The organism is Pseudomonas sp. RA_5y_Pfl1_P24, from assembly GCF_963970945.1.
GTDB classification, from domain to species: domain Bacteria; phylum Pseudomonadota; class Gammaproteobacteria; order Pseudomonadales; family Pseudomonadaceae; genus Aquipseudomonas; species Aquipseudomonas tritici.
Genome location: NZ_CAXAOJ010000003.1, coordinates 63,447 through 82,338 on the forward strand (window position 1 = coordinate 63,447; position 18,892 = coordinate 82,338).

The 18,892-nt window shown below is 60.0% G+C and carries 18 protein-coding genes; 7 read left to right on the forward strand and 11 right to left on the reverse strand.

The features are described from left to right. Positions 1 to 15: 15 nt before the first annotated feature. The 8 genes from pdxJ to lptF all read right to left on the reverse strand — a co-directional run bounded on the left by pdxJ (position 16) and on the right by lptF (position 8,393). A complete protein-coding gene (gene pdxJ / locus AACY30_RS04935; protein WP_339468625.1) occupies positions 16 to 759 on the reverse strand; it encodes a pyridoxine 5'-phosphate synthase in 744 nt (247 codons plus the stop codon). Between the two features lie 51 nt (positions 760 to 810). After that, a complete protein-coding gene (recO, locus tag AACY30_RS04940) occupies positions 811 to 1,500 on the reverse strand; it encodes a DNA repair protein RecO (protein WP_339417755.1) in 690 nt (229 codons plus the stop codon). Positions 1,501 to 1,657: 157 nt separating this feature from the next. Next, positions 1,658 to 2,560: a GTPase Era gene (era, locus tag AACY30_RS04945; protein WP_339539936.1), complete on the reverse strand. Its 903-nt coding sequence runs from the start codon at positions 2,558 to 2,560 to the stop codon at positions 1,658 to 1,660. Next, on the reverse strand, positions 2,553 to 3,242 hold the full coding sequence (gene rnc / locus AACY30_RS04950; protein ID WP_017136295.1) for a ribonuclease III: 690 nt from the start codon (positions 3,240 to 3,242) through the stop codon (positions 2,553 to 2,555). The genes era and rnc overlap by 8 nt, the downstream gene beginning before the upstream one ends. Before the next feature lie 152 nt (positions 3,243 to 3,394). Further along, positions 3,395 to 4,246 (reverse strand): signal peptidase I, encoded by an 852-nt coding sequence (gene lepB / locus AACY30_RS04955; protein WP_339468623.1) that lies wholly within the window; start codon positions 4,244 to 4,246, stop codon positions 3,395 to 3,397. A gap of 5 nt (positions 4,247 to 4,251) precedes the next feature. After that, a complete protein-coding gene (lepA, locus tag AACY30_RS04960) occupies positions 4,252 to 6,051 on the reverse strand; it encodes a translation elongation factor 4 (RefSeq protein WP_339539937.1) in 1,800 nt (599 codons plus the stop codon). Positions 6,052 to 6,202: 151 nt separating this feature from the next. Beyond that, complete coding sequence (gene lptG, locus AACY30_RS04965; protein ID WP_339539938.1) at positions 6,203 to 7,282, reverse strand: LPS export ABC transporter permease LptG; 1,080 nt, start codon at positions 7,280 to 7,282, stop codon at positions 6,203 to 6,205. Continuing rightward, positions 7,275 to 8,393: an LPS export ABC transporter permease LptF gene (lptF, locus tag AACY30_RS04970; RefSeq protein ID WP_339468621.1), complete on the reverse strand. Its 1,119-nt coding sequence runs from the start codon at positions 8,391 to 8,393 to the stop codon at positions 7,275 to 7,277. The genes lptG and lptF overlap by 8 nt, the downstream gene beginning before the upstream one ends. Positions 8,394 to 8,676: 283 nt before the next feature. Here lptF and AACY30_RS04975 point away from each other — a divergent pair, with 283 nt between their 5' ends. From AACY30_RS04975 to rlmF, 5 genes are all read left to right on the forward strand, one after another. Continuing rightward, positions 8,677 to 10,167: a leucyl aminopeptidase gene (locus tag AACY30_RS04975; RefSeq protein WP_339539939.1), complete on the forward strand. Its 1,491-nt coding sequence runs from the start codon at positions 8,677 to 8,679 to the stop codon at positions 10,165 to 10,167. A gap of 51 nt (positions 10,168 to 10,218) precedes the next feature. Next, positions 10,219 to 10,647: a DNA polymerase III subunit chi gene (locus AACY30_RS04980; RefSeq protein WP_339417743.1), complete on the forward strand. Its 429-nt coding sequence runs from the start codon at positions 10,219 to 10,221 to the stop codon at positions 10,645 to 10,647. Between the two features lie 7 nt (positions 10,648 to 10,654). Further along, the gene (locus AACY30_RS04985; protein WP_339539940.1) at positions 10,655 to 11,035 is read left to right on the forward strand and encodes a DNA polymerase III subunit chi; all 381 of its coding nucleotides are present in this window, start codon (positions 10,655 to 10,657) and stop codon (positions 11,033 to 11,035) included. A 121-nt stretch (positions 11,036 to 11,156) separates the two neighbouring features. Beyond that, positions 11,157 to 14,003 carry a valine--tRNA ligase gene (locus AACY30_RS04990; RefSeq protein WP_339539941.1) on the forward strand — a complete coding sequence of 949 codons (2,847 nt, stop codon included), beginning with the start codon at positions 11,157 to 11,159 and terminating at the stop codon, positions 14,001 to 14,003. A 205-nt stretch (positions 14,004 to 14,208) separates the two neighbouring features. Next, entirely contained in the window at positions 14,209 to 15,228 is a 1,020-nt protein-coding gene (gene rlmF, locus AACY30_RS04995) for a 23S rRNA (adenine(1618)-N(6))-methyltransferase RlmF (RefSeq protein WP_339539942.1), read from the forward strand. Between the two features lie 77 nt (positions 15,229 to 15,305). On the opposite strand, the gene AACY30_RS05000 is transcribed toward rlmF, so the two are convergent. Continuing rightward, positions 15,306 to 15,587 (reverse strand): HU family DNA-binding protein, encoded by a 282-nt coding sequence (locus AACY30_RS05000; RefSeq protein WP_003212743.1) that lies wholly within the window; start codon positions 15,585 to 15,587, stop codon positions 15,306 to 15,308. A gap of 397 nt (positions 15,588 to 15,984) precedes the next feature. Here AACY30_RS05000 and yejK point away from each other — a divergent pair, with 397 nt between their 5' ends. After that, positions 15,985 to 16,989, forward strand: a complete 1,005-nt coding sequence (gene yejK, locus AACY30_RS05005; protein ID WP_049709838.1) for a nucleoid-associated protein YejK — start codon at positions 15,985 to 15,987, stop codon at positions 16,987 to 16,989. Further along, the gene (locus AACY30_RS05010) at positions 16,989 to 17,339 is read left to right on the forward strand and encodes a glutaredoxin family protein (RefSeq protein ID WP_339468615.1); all 351 of its coding nucleotides are present in this window, start codon (positions 16,989 to 16,991) and stop codon (positions 17,337 to 17,339) included. The genes yejK and AACY30_RS05010 overlap by 1 nt, the downstream gene beginning before the upstream one ends. Here the strand turns inward: AACY30_RS05010 and AACY30_RS05015 are convergent, their stop codons facing one another. Continuing rightward, positions 17,340 to 18,317, reverse strand: coding sequence for a FecR family protein (locus AACY30_RS05015; RefSeq protein WP_339539943.1), 978 nt, complete (start codon positions 18,315 to 18,317; stop codon positions 17,340 to 17,342). Next, a complete protein-coding gene (locus AACY30_RS05020; protein WP_445261417.1) occupies positions 18,314 to 18,892 on the reverse strand; it encodes an RNA polymerase sigma factor in 579 nt (192 codons plus the stop codon). Before AACY30_RS05020 ends, AACY30_RS05015 begins: the two co-directional genes overlap by 4 nt.

The following is an 18,892-nucleotide window of genomic DNA, read 5'->3' on the forward strand; positions in this document are numbered from 1 at the left end:
TCTTTAGGCTGTGGCTTAAGTCGTGGCGGCGGCCAGGATCAGCGCTTTCATCTCGGCTACCGCGCCTTTGAAACCGACGAACAGCGCGTGCGCCACCAGTGCGTGGCCGATGTTCAGCTCGTTGATGCCCTTGATCGCGGCCACGGCCTCGACGTTATGGTAGTGCAGACCGTGGCCGGCGTTGACGATCAGGCCTTCCTTGAGGCCGCAGTTCACACCGTCAATGATGCGTTGCAGTTCGTCGGCGACTTCGGTCGGTGTAGTAGCGTCGGCGTAACGGCCGGTGTGCAGTTCGATGGCCGGCGCACCGACACGGCGCGAGGCTTCGATCTGGCGCTCGTCGGCGTCGATGAACAGCGACACTTCACTGCCGATCTTCGACAAGCGCTCTACCGCAGCCTTGATCCTTGCCTCCTGGCCCGCCACGTCGAGGCCGCCTTCGGTGGTCAGTTCCTGACGGGTCTCCGGGACCAGGCAGATGTGCGCCGGGCGGATGCGCTCGGCGAACTGCATCATTTCTTCGGTGACGCCCATCTCGAAGTTCATGCGAGTTTGCAGCACGTCCTTGAGCACCAGCACGTCGCGCTCCTGGATGTGGCGGCGGTCTTCACGCAGGTGCACGGTGATGCCGTCGGCGCCCGCTTCTTCGGCGTCCAGCGCGGCCTTGACCGGGTCAGGGTAACGGGTGCCCCGGGCCTGGCGCAGGGTGGCGACGTGGTCGATGTTGACGCCAAGAAGAATGCGATTGCTGGTGGTCACGGAAGCGCTCCTGAATAGGGAAAGAAACGCTGCACAGCATACACGGGGTTGTCAGGGCTTTCGAAACAACTCGCGACTGACCAGCGGCCGCCCGCCCAGGTGCACGGCCAGCGCTTGGCGCATGAGGCGCTTGGCGGCGGACAACGCACCCGGAGCGCTCCAATCAGCTTCGCTCATCGCCAGCAACTCGGTACCCTGAAACAGGCCAGGTTGCAGCAGGTACACGCGCTCAAGGCCGGCATCGACTTGCAGACGATACATACCGTCGGCGGCGATGGGGTCACCGTGCAGATCGTTGGCGAGTTCGAAGCCGTAGCCCAGGTCGTCAAGCAGGCGCCATTCAAAGGCGCGCAGCAACGGCTCCAGCGGGCGGCCTTCGGCGAGGGCGAGCAAGGTGGCGGCGTAGTGATCGAAGACGCCAGGGTGTGGGTCTTCGGCGGGCAGTAGGCGGATCAGCAGTTCGTTGAGGTAGAGGCCGCTGAACAACGCATCACCGTTGAGCCAGGCCGACGTACCGACGCTCTCGAGCCGCCCAACGTTTTTCAACTCGCCCTTGCCGCGAAATTCCACGTCCAGCGCCACGAATGGCCTTGCCAGCGTGCCCGCCTTGCCTCGCGCGCTGCGCAATACCGCGCGCAGGCGACCGTGAGGCGTGAGAAAGTCTACCAGGGCGCTGGTCTCACGGTAGGCGCGGCTGTGCAGGACGTAGGCGAGTTGGCTGGGGGGCGGGGATTGGGACATGGAAGTCTCTTCGCAGAACTTAAGAACAGCGACAAACCAATGTGGGAGCTGGCTTGCCTGCGATGCAGGCACCTCGGTTTTTCAATTGCACCGAGGTGATGCTATCGCAGGCAAGCCAGCTCCCACACAAACCCGCTCCCACAAAGGTATGCGGTGTTTACAGGTCGCCGTAGCCCAACGAACGCAACGCACGCTCATCATCAGACCAGCCACCCTTAACCTTCACCCACAGGTTGAGCATGATCTTGGAATCAAACAGCAATTCCATGTCCTTGCGCGCTTCGGTGCCGATGCGCTTGATGCGCTCGCCCTTGTCGCCAATGATGATTTTCTTCTGGCCGTCACGCTCGACCAAGATCAGCGCATGGATGTGCAAGGTCTTGCCCTGCTGCTTGAACTCTTCGATTTCGACGGTGATCTGGTACGGCAGCTCGGCCCCCATCTGGCGCATGATTTTCTCGCGGACCAGTTCGGCGGCGAGGAAACGGCTGCTGCGGTCGGTGATCTGGTCTTCCGGGAAGAAGTGCTCGTTCTCCGGCAGGTAGCCTGCTATCACGCGTTCCAGGGCTTCGAGGTTATGCCCGTGCTGGGCCGAGATCGGCATGATCTGGGCGTTTGGCAGTTGTTTCTGCAGCCAGCTCAGGTGCGGCATCAGTTCGGCTTTGTCTTCGATACGGTCGGTCTTGTTCAGCGCGACGATCAACGGGCCGGTCACGTATTGCACACGCTCGAGGACCATTTGGTCTTCATCAGTCCACTTGGTGCGGTCGACCACAAAGATCACAACGTCGACGTCTTTCAACGCCGCCGAAGCGGTTTTGTTCATGTAGCGGTTAAGCGCTTTCTCGCCGCCTTTGTGCATGCCCGGGGTGTCGACGTAGACCGCTTGCACGCTGCCTTCGGTCTTGATGCCCAGCATGTTGTGGCGAGTCGTCTGCGGCTTGCGCGAGGTGATCGCGAGCTTCTGGCCGAGGATGTGGTTGAGCAGCGTGGACTTGCCCACGTTGGGGCGGCCAACGATGGCAACATAGCCACAGCGTGTTGCGGTTGAATCAGTCATGGCCATTCTCCACGCCCAGGGCAATCAGTGCTGCAGCGGCCGCTACCTGTTCGGCAATACGACGGCTCACACCCTGACCTCGGCTTTTTTCATTCAGTAAGGTGATTTCACATTCCACGAAGAACACGCGGCAATGCGGCTCACCCTGGATATCCACCACTTCGTAACGTGGCAGTTCGCAACCACGGGACTGCAGGTATTCCTGCAGGCGGGTCTTGGGATCTTTGTTGGTGTCGACCAGCGTCAGGCTTTCGATTTCCGAGGCCAGCCAGGCGACCACGCGCTCCTTGGCCGTCTCCATACCTGCATCGAGGTAGATCGCACCGATCAACGCTTCCAGGGCATCCGCCAGGATCGACTCGCGACGGAAGCCACCGCTTTTCAATTCACCGGAGCCCAGTCGCAGGTATTCACCCAGGCCGAAACCACGGGCCAGCACGGCCAGGGTCTCGCCTTTCACAAGGCGTGCACGCAAGCGCGACAGCTGGCCTTCGCGCGCTTGAGGGAAACGTTCGAAAAGCGCCTCACCGGCGGCAAAGTTAAGGATGGCATCACCGAGGAATTCCAGGCGCTCGTTGTTGCGCCCAGCAAAGCTGCGGTGTGTGAGGGCAAGGACCATCAATTCCTGGTCCTTGAAGGTGTAGCCGAGCTGGCGCTCGAGACGACTTAAAGAAACGCTCACGGTTTACCCATATCTGTTTGGTGGCACCGGCGGCCATCGACGATTGACGCAGTGTTCAAATTCAAATCCTGGTTGGTGCTGCATGGGGCCGGGCAAATAATTGTCCCAGCCCCAGAAAAGCATTCGGCGCTGTGTTCACAGCGCCGCCTGTATTACTTGATCAGCCCGACCCGCGAGAAATTCGGCAGGTGGCTGAGTTTGGGTTCCGGCCAGCTCATCCAGACCGCAAAGGCCTTACCGACGATATTCTGGTCGGGAACCATGCCCAGCAGGTCCTTGGGAATGTTGGGATCATTCCAATAGCGGCTGTCATTGGAGTTGTCACGGTTGTCGCCCATCATGAAGTAGTGCCCGGCAGGCACTTTCCACTCACCGCCAGGCTGGCGGTAGCGCGACATTTCCTTGCGGATCTCATGCTCTACCGCGCCGAGTTTTTCCTGGTACAGCTCGGCGCTGCCCAGGGAACTTGGCTCAGAGCCGAGCAGCTTCTCGGCCACCGACTCACCGTTGATCAACAGACGCTTGTCGCCCGTGTAGCGAATCACATCGCCCGGCAGGCCGATCACGCGCTTGATGTAGTTCACGCTCGGGTCGCTCGGGTAGCGGAACACCATCACATCGCCGCGCTGCGGGTCACCAATTTCGATGACCTTCTTGTCGATCACCGGCAGGCGAATCCCGTAGGAAAACTTGTTCACCAGAATGAAGTCGCCCACGTCCAGGGTAGGTTTCATCGACCCCGAAGGGATCTGAAACGGCTCCACCAGGAACGAACGCAGCACCAGCACGATGAACAACACCGGGAAGAACGACTTGCCGTATTCAACCAGCAAAGGCTCTTTGTTCAGCTTCTCGACCACCACGGCATCGGGCTGGCTGACGCTGCCCTGATACGAAGCGATAGCCGCCCGCCGACGCGGGGCGAAGAACACCAGATCAAGCAACGCCAGGAAGCCACAAACGGCAACGGCGATGACCAGCAACAGCGGGAAATTTAGTGACATAGGACCTAACTATCCAACCTGAGCACCGCAAGGAAGGCTTCTTGTGGAATTTCCACGTTGCCCACTTGCTTCATGCGTTTTTTACCGGCCTTTTGCTTCTCAAGCAGCTTGCGCTTACGGCTTACGTCACCGCCGTAGCATTTGGCCAGTACGTTCTTTCTGAGTGCCTTGACGGAGGTCCGTGCAATGATCTGCCCGCCGATGGCGGCCTGGATCGCGACGTCGAACATCTGGCGCGGAATCAGTTCTTTCATCTTCTCGGTCAACTGGCGACCTTTATAGTGCGCATTGTCCTTGTGCACGATCAGTGCCAGGGCATCGACCTTGTCGCCGTTGATCAACACATCCAGCTTCACCAGATTAGCCGACTGGTAACGGTCGAAATGGTAATCCAGCGAAGCATAGCCGCGGCTGGTGGATTTGAGACGGTCGAAGAAGTCCAGCACCACTTCGTTCATCGGCAAATCATAGGTCACTTGCACCTGGGTACCGAGGAACAGCATGTCGTGCTGTACGCCACGCTTTTCGATACACAGGGTAATGACGTTGCCCAGGTGTTCCTGTGGCACAAGAATATTGGCGCGCACGATTGGTTCGCGCATGTCTTCGATGGAAGACAGGTCTGGAAGCTTCGACGGGTTATCGACGTAAATCGTTTCACCGGTTTTCAACGCCAGCTCAAAAATAACCGTCGGCGCGGTGGTGATCAGGTCCAGGTCGTATTCGCGCTCAAGGCGCTCCTGGATGATCTCCATGTGCAGCATGCCGAGGAAGCCGCAGCGGAAGCCGAAGCCCAGGGCGTCGGAGCTTTCCGGGGTGTACTGCAACGACGAGTCGTTGAGGGTCAGCTTTTGCAGGGCTTCGCGGAAGTCTTCGAAGTCGTCGGAGCTGACCGGGAACAGGCCGGCGTAGACCTGCGGCTGGATGCGTTTGAAACCCGGCAGCACATCGACGTCAGGGGTGGAGCTCAAGGTCAGGGTGTCACCGACCGGCGCACCGTGGATGTCCTTGATACCGGCGATGATGAAGCCCACTTCACCGGCTTTCAGGTCGACGGTGGCAGTGTGTTTCGGGTTGAACACACCGACGCTGTCCACCAGGTGGATCTTGCCGGTGGATTTGACCAGGATCTTGTCGCCTTTCTTCACACGGCCGTGGCGCACGCGCACCAGGGAGACAACGCCCAGGTAGTTGTCGAACCAGGAGTCGATGATCAACGCTTGCAGCGGATCTTCGTAGTTGCCGGTTGGCGCAGGAATGGTATTGACCAGGCGCTCAAGCACTTCGTCGACGCCCAGGCCGGTCTTGGCGCTGCACTCGACGGCGTCGGTGGCATCAATGCCAATGATTTTTTCGATTTCTTCTTTGACGCGGCCAGGATCGGCTTGCGGCAAGTCGATCTTGTTCAGCACCGGCATCACTTCCAGGCCTTGCTCGATGGCGGTGTAGCAGTTGGCTACGGACTGGGCTTCAACGCCCTGACCCGCGTCCACCACCAGCAATGCGCCTTCGCAGGCCGCCAGGGAACGGCTGACTTCATAGGTGAAGTCGACGTGGCCCGGGGTGTCAATGAAGTTCAGCTGGTACTTGATACCGTCTTTGGCGGTGTAGTACAGGGTGACACTGTGGGCCTTGATGGTGATCCCGCGCTCGCGTTCGAGGTCCATGGAATCCAGCACCTGGGCTTCCATTTCACGCTCGGCAAGGCCGCCGCACATCTGGATGAATCGATCGGCCAGCGTCGACTTACCATGGTCAATGTGGGCGATGATGGAGAAATTGCGGATATGACTCAAATCACTCACGGATCAACACTCAAAAAGGCTGCAGGCAGATTGCCCGCTGAAAAATAGCCGGGAATTGTACCTGATGCTCAGGCCAGGCGTCATCTTTGCTGACCAGAACAAAAATGCCCCGAACTCTGGACCGGGGCATTTTTTGTTCATAAGCGTGGTATCAACCGGCTCGACGCAGTAGCCAGAAGCCAGCCAAGGCGCAGATGGCCGTGGGCACCAGCACCGCAAACAGCGGCGAGAAGCCGAACACCAGGCTCGACGGGCCTAGCAGGTCCTGGGCGATACGGAATGTGAAACCCACTAGCACGCCGGTAAACACACGCTGGCCCAGGGTTACGGAGCGTAGCGGACCAAAGATGAACGAGATTGCCATCAGCACCAGCGCAGCCGTCACCACCGGTTGCAACACCTTGACCCAAAATGCCAGCCAGTAACGACCGTTGTTCAGGCCCTGGTCCTTCAGATAGTGGATGTAACTCCAAAGCCCGGAGATCGGCAGGCTTTCCGGGATCATCACCACGGTATTGAGCAATTGCGGCTTGAGGGCGATGTCCCATTCTGCGCTTGGCACGTTGATCACTTCGGTGCTGGCCTTGGCACCTTGGCCGATATCGCGGAAATACGTGGTGGTGACATCGCTCAATTGCCACTTTTCATTACTGTACTGCGCACGTTTGGCGAAGCTTGACGACAGCAGATGGCGTTGTTTGTCAAAGTTGTAGCGGGTCACGCCAATCAACAGGCCGCCCGGTTGAACGGCATTGATGTGGATAAATTGATCACCCTGGCGGTGCCACAGACCGCGCTTGGAGCTTTGCGCATCGCCCGACCCCTGAGCCAAGGCACGATTAGCCTGGGCCGTGGATTCAGTCGGCGGCGCGACGTATTCACCGATCAGCACGCTGCACAGCATCAGCAGCAACATGGGCTTCATCACCGCCCAGACGATACGACCGATGGAAACCCCGGCCGCGCGCATGATGGTCAGTTCGCTGTTGCTGGCCAGGGTACCCAGGCCGATCAGACAGCCAATCAGCGCGGCCATCGGCATCATCTCGTAGAGACGACGCGGCGCGGTCAGCGCGACAAAGCTGAGCACATCCCACACGGTATAGGTGTCGCTGACGTTACCCACTTCATCGATGAAGGCGAACAACGACGCCAGGCCCAGGATGATGCCCAATACCGCCAGGATGGCGATCAGTACACTGCTACCGATGTAGCGATCGAGCTTAGCCACGAGCCAACTCCTTCTGGCCACGACGGCTCATCATTTTCAAACGTATGGGTTCCCAGTAGAGCAGGCCCAGGCCAATCACAAGGAAGATCCCGTGCACCCACCAAAGGCCCAGGGTCGGGGACAGCTTGCCCTTTTCCAGGGAACCGCGGGCGGAAATCAGGATGGTCAGGTACGCCATATACAGCAGGATCGCCGGCAGCAGCTTGAGAAAACGCCCCTGGCGCGGGTTGACGCGCGACAGCGGCACGGCCATCAAGGTCACGATGAACACTAGCAACGGCAGGGAGATGCGCCATTGCAGTTCGGCGATGGAACGCAGTTCCTTGCTGCCGAACAGCTCGGAGGTCGGGATGGCGTCACGGTCGGTAACTTCGTCGCTGATATCCGGACGCGCCAGCATCACGCCATAGGTGTCGTACTGGATTGCACGGTAATCGGCCATGCCGGGGCTGCCGTCGTAGCGATAGCCGTTTTCCAGGATCAGGTAGCGGCTGCCGTCCGGGCGCACTTCCTGACGCCCCGAATCGGCTACCAATATGGAAATACCACGGTCCTTCTTGTCCTGGCCCAGGCGTTTCTCGGAGATGAACACCCCGCCCAGATTAGCGCGATCGTCGGTCAGGGTTTCGGTGTAGGTCACCCGAGAGCCGTCATTGAGCGCCTGAAAACGGCCTGGCTCGAGGGTATCGAACTCGGTCATCGCGTCTTGTTTGTTCAGCACCAACTGGAACTGCATGGCGCCCTGGGGAGCCAGGCTCAGGCTCAGCCAGGCGACGATCAGCGCGACGCCGGCGGCTGGGATCATGGTCATGCCCAGCAGGCGCTGCTGGCTCATGCCTGTGGCCGAGAGCACGGTCATTTCGCTTTCGAGGTATAGGCGGCCGTATGCCAGCAGGATCCCCAGGAACAGGCCCAACGGCAGGATCAGTTGCAGGAAGCCCGGCAGGCGAAAGCCCATAATCAGGAACAGCGAGCCTGGGTCCAGGGCGCCCGAAGCGGCTTGGGCCAGGTATTTGACGAAACGACCACTCATGATGATGACCAGCAATACCGCACTCACGGCACTCAGGGTCAACAGGACTTCGCGGGACAGATAACGGAAGACGATCAAACCAGACACTCCAGGGTTGTCAGGCTAAGGCGGCCAAACAAGCAAGCATACCGAGTCAGCCCCTTTACACAGGGCCGGCTAAAAAGATGGCGCATTATCCTGTGATTGACCGCGCCTGTCACTGCGCAACCTCATGCACGTGCACAAAGCTGGTGGCAAGGGTTGTCAGGCTCCGCCGGCGAGGTTCAAACTGCGGCCTTTGTCGCCGGCGGTTTACACAGCTGCCGGGTATTAAAACCGGAGTACAGACTCCTGGCTAATAGACCTTATAAGGGACCCGAAAATGGAATTGGTTGTAAAAAGCGTTAGCCCCGAAACGTTGAAAACCGCCACCCTCGTGGTCGCCATTGGCGAAGGCCGCAAACTCGGCGTTGCCGCCAAGCAACTCGACGAACTCAGCGGCGGCGCTATCAGCGCAGTGCTCAAGCGCGGCGACCTGGCCGGCAAAGTCGGCCAGAGCCTGCTGCTGCAGAGCCTGCCCAACCTTAAAGCCGAGCGTGTATTGCTGGTGGGCGTGGGCAAGGACGCCGAACTCGGCGACCGCCCGTTCCGCAAGATCATCAGCGCCATCCTCACCACCCTCAAGGGCCTGGGCGGCAGCGATGCAGCGCTGGCACTCGATGAAATCGTCGTAAAAGGCCGCGACAGCTACGGCAAGACCCGCCTGCTGGCGGAAACGTTGGTGGATGGCGGTTACTTCTTCGACCAGTTCAAGAGCCAGAAAGCCGAACCGCGTGCCCTGAAGAAAATCACCCTGCTGACCATCAAGGCGGCCCAGGCTGAAGTCGAGCGCGCCGTGACCCACGCGACAGCAATCGCCAATGGCATGTCGTTCACCCGCGACCTGGGTAACCTGCCGCCGAACATCTGCCACCCGACGTTCCTGGGCGAACAAGCCAAGGCACTGGGCAAAGAGTTCAAGGGCCTGAAAGTTGAAGTGCTGGACGAGAAAAAGATCAAGGAACTGGGCATGGGCTCGTTCTATGCCGTAGGCCAGGGCAGCGACCAGCCGCCACGCCTGATCGTGATGCAATACAACGGCGGCAAGAAGTCCGAGAAGCCTTACGCCCTGGTCGGCAAAGGCATCACCTTCGACACCGGCGGCATCAGCCTCAAGCCGGGCCAGGGCATGGACGAGATGAAGTACGACATGGGCGGCGCCGCGAGCGTGTTCGGTACCCTGCGTGCCGTGCTGGAACTCAAACTGCCGATCAACCTCGTGTGCATCCTGGCCTGCGCCGAGAACATGCCAAGCGGCGGCGCAGCGCGCCCGGGCGATATCGTAACCACCCTGAGCGGCCAGACCGTCGAAATCCTCAACACCGACGCCGAAGGCCGCCTGGTGCTGTGCGATGCCCTGACCTACGCCGAGCGCTTCAAGCCACAGGCCGTGATCGATATCGCCACCCTGACCGGCGCCTGCATCGTCGCGCTGGGCTCCCACACCTCGGGCCTGCTGGGCAACAACGACGAGCTGATCGAGCAACTGCTCAGCGCCGGCAAGGCTGCCGACGACCGCGCCTGGCAACTGCCGCTGTTCGATGAGTACCAGGAACAGCTGGACAGCCCGTTCGCCGACATCGCCAACATCGGCGGCCCGAAAGCCGGCACCATCACTGCTGCCTGCTTCCTGTCGCGCTTTGCCAAAAACTTCAACTGGGCCCACCTGGACATCGCCGGCACGGCCTGGACCAGCGGCGGCAAGGACAAGGGCGCCACTGGCCGTCCGGTGCCACTGCTGACCCAATACCTGTTGGATCGCGCCAAGGCCTGAAACTGACGATTCCGGGACGGCCATCACGCCGTCCCGGTCTCAGGAACCGCAATGACCCAAGTCGACTTCTATATATTGCCCAGCGCCGACCCGCTCGCGCGCCTGGACTTTGCCTGCAAACTCACCGAAAAAGCCTGGCGCTTGGGCCACCGTATTTACCTGCATTGCAGCGATGCTGCGCAGCGTGACGAGCTTGATGCCCGCCTATGGCGCTTCAAGGGCGAAAGCTTCGTGCCCCACGGCCCCGCCGAGTCTGAACCTGAAGGCTTGGTGGTGCTGGGCTTAGGCGACAACTGCGGCGCTCATCAGGACCTGCTGGTCAACCTGGACCTGAAAGTACCGCCCTTTGCCAAGGCGTTCGCCCGTGTGGCGGAAGTGGTGGTGGAAGATCCGGCTATTCGTCAGGCCGCGCGGGAGAGTTTCCGTTTCTACCGCGAACAGGGCTATCCTCTGCAAGATCACCGGTTACAACGACTTTGAGCACACGATGGACACTCCCAATTCTGTAAAAAAAGACGACCACCTGCTGGACGACCTTGAGTCGATCCGCCAGTTGCTGGGTGATGATGACTTGCAGCCGCCGCTGCTGACCGAGACGGTCGATGGCGAGGTACAGATTCCGCTGTTATTCGACATGGTCGGTAATAAGCCCGCAGCCCCGGTAGCAGTCACTGCAGTAGCACAACCCGCTCCCGCTGAAAAAGGGCCCGACGCCCTGCTGCTGCACTTGGATAACGAACTGCGCGCCGCTGCGCAATTGATCATGCAAGACGTGATCGACGACTTTGCCCCGCATATCGAGACCGAGATCAAGCGTCGGTTGGATGCGCGGATGGAGCGGCTGATCGCCGCAGCTACAAGCAATTAGCTACAAGCTGCAAGAGCAGTTGCCCCCAAGCTTGTAGCTCATAGCTTGTAGCTTGCAACTGCTCCCCCCCGTTATACTTGCCGGCTTTCCTGAATTAATGCCAACTAGGGTCCCGCCGCGCATGGATAAGACCTATCAGCCCCACGCTATCGAAACTTCCTGGTACAACACCTGGGAGTCCGAGAACTATTTCGCCCCACAAGGTGCGGGCGACTCGTACACCATCATGATTCCGCCACCGAACGTCACTGGCAGCCTGCACATGGGCCATGGCTTCAACAATGCGATCATGGATGCGTTAATCCGTTTCCGCCGCATGCAGGGCCGCAATACCCTGTGGCAGCCAGGCACCGACCACGCCGGTATCGCCACGCAGATGCTGGTGGAACGCCAACTCGAAGCGACCGGCCAGAGCCGTCACGACCTGGGTCGCGAGAAATTCCTGGAAAAGATCTGGGAATGGAAAGACCAGTCCGGCGGCAACATCAGCCGTCAGATCCGCCGCCTGGGCTCGTCCGTCGACTGGAGCCGCGAGCGCTTCACCATGGACGATGGCCTATCGGAATCCGTGAAAGAAGCCTTCGTGCGCCTGCATGAAGACGGCCTGATCTACCGGGGCAAGCGCCTGGTCAACTGGGACACCAAGTTGCACACGGCGATTTCCGACCTCGAAGTGGAAAACCACGACGAGAAAGGCTTTCTGTGGAACCTCAAGTACCCACTGGCCGACGGCGCCAAGACCGCTGAAGGCAATGACTACCTGATCGTCGCCACCACCCGTCCGGAAACCATGCTCGGCGACGCCGCCGTAGCGGTTAACCCGAACGATGAACGCTACCAGGCGCTGATCGGCAAGTTCGTCGAGCTGCCTTTGGTTGGCCGTCGCATCCCGATCATCGCGGACGACTACTGCGACCCTGAATTCGGCACCGGCTGCGTGAAAATCACCCCAGCCCACGACTTCAACGACTACGAAGTCGGCAAGCGTCACAACCTGGCGCTGCTGAACATCTTCGACAAGAATGCCGCCGTACTGCCGGCCTGCCAGGTGTTCAACCTGGACGGCACGCTGAACGAGAGCATCGACGGCAAGATCCCGGCCGAATACGCCGGCCTCGACCGCTTCGAAGCGCGCAAGCAGATCGTTGCCGCCTTCGACGCCGTCGGTTTGCTGGTGAGCGTTGACGACCACGGCCTGAAAGTGCCGAAGGGCGACCGTTCCGGCACCGTGATCGAACCGTGGCTGACCGATCAGTGGTACGTGTCCACCAAGCCGCTGGCCGAGCCTGCGATTGCCGCAGTGGAAGATGGCCGAATCCAGTTCGTGCCGAAACAGTACGAAAACATGTACTTCTCGTGGATGCGTGACATCCAGGATTGGTGCATCAGCCGTCAACTGTGGTGGGGCCATCGCATTCCGGCCTGGTACGACGAATCAGGCAAGGTCTACGTAGGCCGCGACGAAGCCGAAGTGCGTGCCAAGCACAACCTCGGCCCGGACGTTGCGCTGCAACAAGACAACGACGTACTGGATACCTGGTTCAGCTCGGGCCTGTGGACGTTCTCTACCCTGGGCTGGCCGCAGCAGACCGAATTCCTGAAGAAATTCCACTCCACCGACGTGCTGGTTACCGGTTTCGACATCATTTTCTTCTGGGTTGCCCGGATGATCATGCTGACCATGCATTTGGTGAAAAACGAAGACGGCACGCCGCAAGTACCGTTCAAAACCGTGTACGTGCACGGCCTGGTGCGTGATGGCCAGGGCCAGAAGATGTCCAAGTCCAAGGGCAACGTCCTGGACCCGCTGGACATCATCGACGGCATCGACCTGGAAACCCTGGTGCAGAAACGCACCTCGGGCCTGATGCAGCCGAAACTGGCGAAGAAGATCGAGAAGCAGACCCGCGACGAGTTCGCCGACGGCATCGCCAGCTACGGTACCGACGCCCTGCGCTTCACCTTCTGCTCGCTAGCGTCTACCGGTCGCGACATCAAGTTCGACATGGGCCGCGTCGAAGGCTATCGCAACTTCTGCAACAAGATCTGGAACGCGGCGCGCTACGTGCTGGACAAAGGCGGAGACTGCGGCCAGAACGGCGAAGAAGTCGAATTGTCCCTGGCTGACCGCTGGATCATTTCGCAACTGCAACGCACCGAAACCGAAGTGACCCGCCAACTCGACCAGTTCCGTTTCGACCTCGCCGCACAGGCCTTGTACGAGTTCATCTGGAACCAGTATTGCGACTGGTACCTGGAACTGTCCAAGCCCGTGCTGTGGGACGAAAACGCACCTGTCGAACGCCAGCGCGGCACCCGTCGCACCCTGGTGCGCGTGCTGGAAGTGGCGTTGCGCCTGGCGCATCCGTTCATGCCGTTCATCACCGAAGAAATCTGGCAGCGCCTCGCGCCGCTGGCCGGTATCGAAGGCAAGACCATCATGCTGCAGCCTTGGCCGGTGGCCAACGAAGCGCGTATCGATGAGGCGGCCGAAAGCGATATCGAATGGCTCAAGACGTTGATGATGGGCACACGTAACATCCGTGCCGAGATGAACATCGGGCCGGGCAAGCCACTGGCAGTGTTTGTGAAGAACGCCAGCGCTGAGGATCAGCGTCGTCTTACTGAGAACGATGCACTGCTCAAGAAGCTGGCGAAGCTGGAGTCGATCACTGTATTGGCTGCGGGCGAAGAAGCACCGCTGTCCGCCACCGCTCTGGTGGGCGACATGGAAGTGCTGGTGCCGATGGCTGGCCTGATCGACAAGGGCGCTGAACTGGCCCGCCTCGACAAAGAAATCCTGCGCCTGCAAGGCGAAGTGCAGCGGGTGGGCGGCAAGCTGTCCAACGCGGCGTTCGTCGACAAGGCGCCGGCTGAAGTGATCGAAAAAGAACGCGCCAAGCTGGCCGAGGCTGAACAGGCCTTGGGTAAGCTGGCGGAGCAACATGCGCGGATTTCCAGCCTGTAAGGTGTGAACCGCGTGAAAAAAGAGACCTTCGGGTCTCTTTTTTTTTGCTTTTTTTGGGAGCTGGCTTGCCTGCGATGCAGGCAACTCGGTGTACCTGCAAGAGAGCGTTGATGCCATCGCAGGCAAGCCAGCTCCCACATTTGACCGAGATCACCTCAAGAATGTGTGACAATGCCCACCACTTTGAGCCAACACCAGAATCATCATGACCACCCCCAGCACGCCAAAACCTCCGCGCAAGAAGCCTAAAACCGCAGCCACGGCCAAGCCCGTCGTGCCGCGCAAAGAGGCCACCCTGCACCCGCGCAACCGTCACACGGGCCGTTACGACTTCCCTGCGCTGATCAAAACCACGCCGGAACTGGCGCAGTTCGTGATCCTCAACCCCTACGGCAAGGAAAGCATCGACTTCGCCAGCCCGAATGCGGTGCGGGTGTTCAACCGGGCACTGCTGAAGGCTTTTTATGGCATCCAGCACTGGGACATCCCGGCGGATTACCTGTGCCCACCGGTGCCGGGACGTGCAGACTACGTACACTTCCTCGCCGACCTGCTGGCCAGCGTCAACGACGGCAAGATCCCGCGTGGTTCAATCGTCAAGGTGCTGGACATCGGCATGGGCGCCAATTGCGTCTACCCGTTGATTGGCTACATGGAGTACCGCTGGAACTTCCTGGGCTCGGAGGTCGACCCTACCGCCGTGGCCGCGGCCAAGGCCATCGTGCAGTCCAATGACCTGAGCAAGGTCATCCAGTTGCGCCTGCAGGCTAACCCTAAGCAGATCCTGCTGGGCTTGCTGGAGCCGGGTGAGCGCTTTGACCTGACCATGTGCAACCCGCCATTCCACGCGTCCATGGACGAAGCCACCAAGGGCAGCGAACGCAAGTGGCGAGCCTTGGGCAAGGCTGACCCGAAACGCAAGTTGCCGGTGCTGAACTTCGGCGGCCAATCGGCCGAGTTGTGGTGTGAAGGCGGTGAAGCACGCTTCGTGACCCAGTTGATCGCCGAGAGCGCGCACTTTGCCCACAAGGTGTTGTGGTTCAGCACTCTGGTGTCAAAAGCGTCGAACTTGCCCGCCATCGAGACTGCGCTGAAAAAAGCCGGCGTGCTGGAAAGCCAAGTGGTGGAAATGTCTCAGGGGCAGAAGCAAAGCCGCTTTGTGGCCTGGACCTTCCAGACCAAGAACGAACAGCAGATCTGGCGCCAGCGCTGGGTACGCGACTAGCCCTTCATCACAGTAGAATCGCAGGCAACAAAAAACCGTGCCCGGATCGCTCCGGAGCACGGTTTTTTTGCTGCGTCTTACTTGTTAACAGCGTCGGTCAGGCCTTTGGCCACAACCAGCTTGATAACTTTCTTGGCAGCGATTTCGATGGCAGCGCCAGTCGAAGGGTTACGGCCAGTACGGGCAGGACGCTCGGTCACTTTCAGTTTGCCAACGCCTGGCAGAGTGATTTCGCCGCCGTTTTCCAGCTGATCAGCAACGATCTGGCTCAGTTGGTCCAGCAGAGCGCGCACGGTGGTCTTCGGTGCGTCTACTGCTTCAGCCAGGTCAGCGATCAGTTGGTCTTTAGTAATAGCCATTGTGGTGTTCCTTCCCTATCAAATTCATATGGATTGCAGAGTGCAGTGTCAGCCGTCGAGCCCGACCGTCACGGCCTGGCACCCCCGGCTATAACCACTGAGATCGGGGTTATAGATGCTTGAAACGGGGATTGGTTCGACCTGACAGATGCTGAATGCACGCTTATCGCCGAGACTTGGCGTAAGACGGGGCAAAACTAGCACAGAGACGGGGAAATATCCGCCTCTACCTACCCATTTGGTCAGCTTTATCGCTCTAAACCGTGAAAAAAAGGTATATGAACCGTCGGAGGGCACGCATAACCGCCTTCGAAGCACGTCTTGCCCAATGGGTGCGGTACACTGGGCGACTTTTTGGGGAGGGCGCACCGCTCCCCTTCAACCAGCCGAGAAGCCTATGCCGATCCGTCATTGCATCGTCCACCTGATCGACAAAAAACCCGACGGCACACCTGCAGTTCTTCACGCCCGTGACTCGGAGTTGTCCGAATCCGCTGCCATCGAGAACATGCTTGCCGACCTTAACGAGAGCTATAACGCCAAACAAGGCAAGGCCTGGGGCTTCTTCCATGCCGAGTCCGGCGCGCACCCGTTCAGCGGCTGGTTGAAGGAATATTTCGACGGTGGCCAGGATTTCACCACGTTCAGCCGCACTGCCGTCGAGCACCTGCAGAAGTTGATGGAAGAGTCCAACCTCTCCGTCGGTGGTCACGTGCTGTTTGCCCACTACCAACAAGGCATGACCGACTACCTGGCCATCGCCCTGCTGCACCACAGCGAAGGCGTGGCGGTGAATGATGAGCTGGACGTGACCCCTTCTCGTCACCTGGACCTTGGCCAACTGCACCTGGCGGCACGCATCAACGTCTCCGAGTGGCAGAACAACAAGCAGTCCAAGCAATACATTTCCTTTATCAAAGGCAAGAACGGCAAGAAAGTCTCGGAGTACTTCCGCGACTTTATCGGCTGCCAGGAAGGCGTCGACGGCCCGGGCGAGACCCGCACGCTGCTCAAGGCCTTCAGCGACTTCGTCGAAAGCGAGGACCTGCCGGACGAATCCGCTCGCGAAAAAACCAAGACCCTGGTGGATTACGCCAGCAGCCAGGCCAAGCTCGGCGAGCCGATGGGCCTGGAGGAACTCTCGGGGCTGATCGATGAAGATCGGCCAAAAGCGTTCTACGACCATATCCGCAACAAGGACTACGGCCTGTCGCCAGAGATCCCGGCTGACAAACGCACCCTCAACCAGTTCCGTCGCTTCACCGGCCGCGCCGAAGGCTTATCGATCAGCTTTGAAGCGCACTTGCTGGGCGACAAGATTGAGTACGACGAAGCCGCCGGGACCTTGATCATCAAGGGCTTGCCGACCCAACTGACCGACCAGCTCAAGCGCCGTAACTGATGCTCGGCGGGGTTTTCAAGAAAGTCCTGCTGGTGTTGCTGGTCGTGGTGGCGATCCAGAACTGGGGCAAGATCGAGCGGGTGTTCAACCCATCGCAGGTGGTACCAGAGCAGACCCGCGCCTCGGCGCGCGTGGTGCTCTATTCCACCGAGTGGTGTGGTTACTGCAAGCAGATCCGCCGGTTCCTGGACCGGAAGGGCATTGCGTACCAGGCGTTTGATATCGAGAAAAACACCCAGGCGCGCAAGGCGTATGAGGCGTTGGGTGGCGGTGGGATTCCGTTCGTGGATGTAAATGGCACGCTGATCCGCGATTACAGCCCCGAGAAGATCATGGCTGCGCTGAAGTAATCAGTGCACCACGATCATCCGCCCCAATACCGTGTGCTGCTCAAAGCCAAGCACAGCCTGCAACGCATTCAACACCGCCTGCGGGTCTTTGCTCGGGAAGCTGCCGCTGACCCGTTTGGCGCCCGCCTCTTCGTTGAGCAACAGAATGCGTCCCGGATAGTAGCGCCCCACGTCATTGATCACATCGGCCAGCGGCGCGTTGTAGTAGTTGAGCCAGCCGTCACGCCAAGCCAGGCGTGATTCGCTGTCGACCGCATGCAGAGGCTCGGCGACACCGTCGGCGTAGATCACTTGCTGGCCTGCCGTAAGAATTTGCTGCTGGCCCTGCTTGGACGGTATGACGCCAACGCGCCCGGACAACACGGTTACCTGAGCCCCCTCCGGTTGCAGGCGCACTTCAAACTGCGTACCCAACACCCGCGCTTCACCGCTGCCCGCCTCCACCACAAAGGATTGCCCGGTGTGAGTTACGCTGAAAAACCCGGCACCGCGACGCAACTGGATATGCCGCTCACCCTGGCTGAAATCCACGGCAATGGCACTGTCGGCATCGAGGGTGATTTGGGACTTGTCGGCCAGCGTGAAGGTTCTGACCTCCCCCGGCGCCGTCACGTAGTCGGCGCCGAAGTCATCGACCCAGCGCGACGGCTGCCAACCGGCGCCCATCGACACCATCAACACCAGACAGGCGGCCATCGCCAACGCGCCAGACCAACGCACAACCCGTGAGCGCTTCGAGGTGTTCATCGCATTGAGATAACCCTGCAAGGCCATGGCCTCTTCATCCGCCAGTTTGCGTGCCGGCACTTCGCTCAACTCCCACAGCACCTGAGCCTGTGCATAGGCCTCGACGTGCGCGGGATCGGCGCGCAGCCAGTGGCTGAACGTGGCCTGGTCGCCGCTGCTGGGTTGGTCATGCAACAGGCTCAGCCAAGCCAGTGCGGCCTGCTCCTGCGCGGGCGTGGGGGTGACGTTCACGGTGCTTTCCCTGGCGTGCGTGGGGGCGATGGTTCGCGAAGGCTGGCTTTGCAGGCTTCGAGGGCACGCATCATATGTTTTTCCACGGCACTTTGGGACAGGCCCATGGCCTTGGCGATCTGCGCGTATTTGCGGCCGTGAATGCGGTTGAGCAGGAAAATCTGCCGCGTGCGTTCGGGCAAGCTGCGCAAGGCGGCTTCGACGTGGCGCAAATCATTGCCGGCTTCCAGCGCGGCCTGCGGCTCGCAACCCTGATTGTCCTGCTGCTCGGGCAGCCAGCCTTCGCTGCTGCGCACCCGCGCGCTTTCGCTGCGCAGGTGGTCGATGGCAATATTGCCGGCGCAGCGCAACAGGTAGGTGCTGAGTTCTTCGACCTGCACCAATGGCCGGCGCCAGAAGCGCAGGAACAGGTCCTGCACCAGGTCGGCCGCCGTGGCGCGACATCCCACACGGCGGTTCACCAAGGCCTCCATCTGCGAACGCTGGGACAAAAACACCTGCAGGAAATGCGCACGTCCACCTACCGCGTCAGCGTGCGGGCTGTCCTGGGATTCGGGTGGGGGGCTGATCATCAG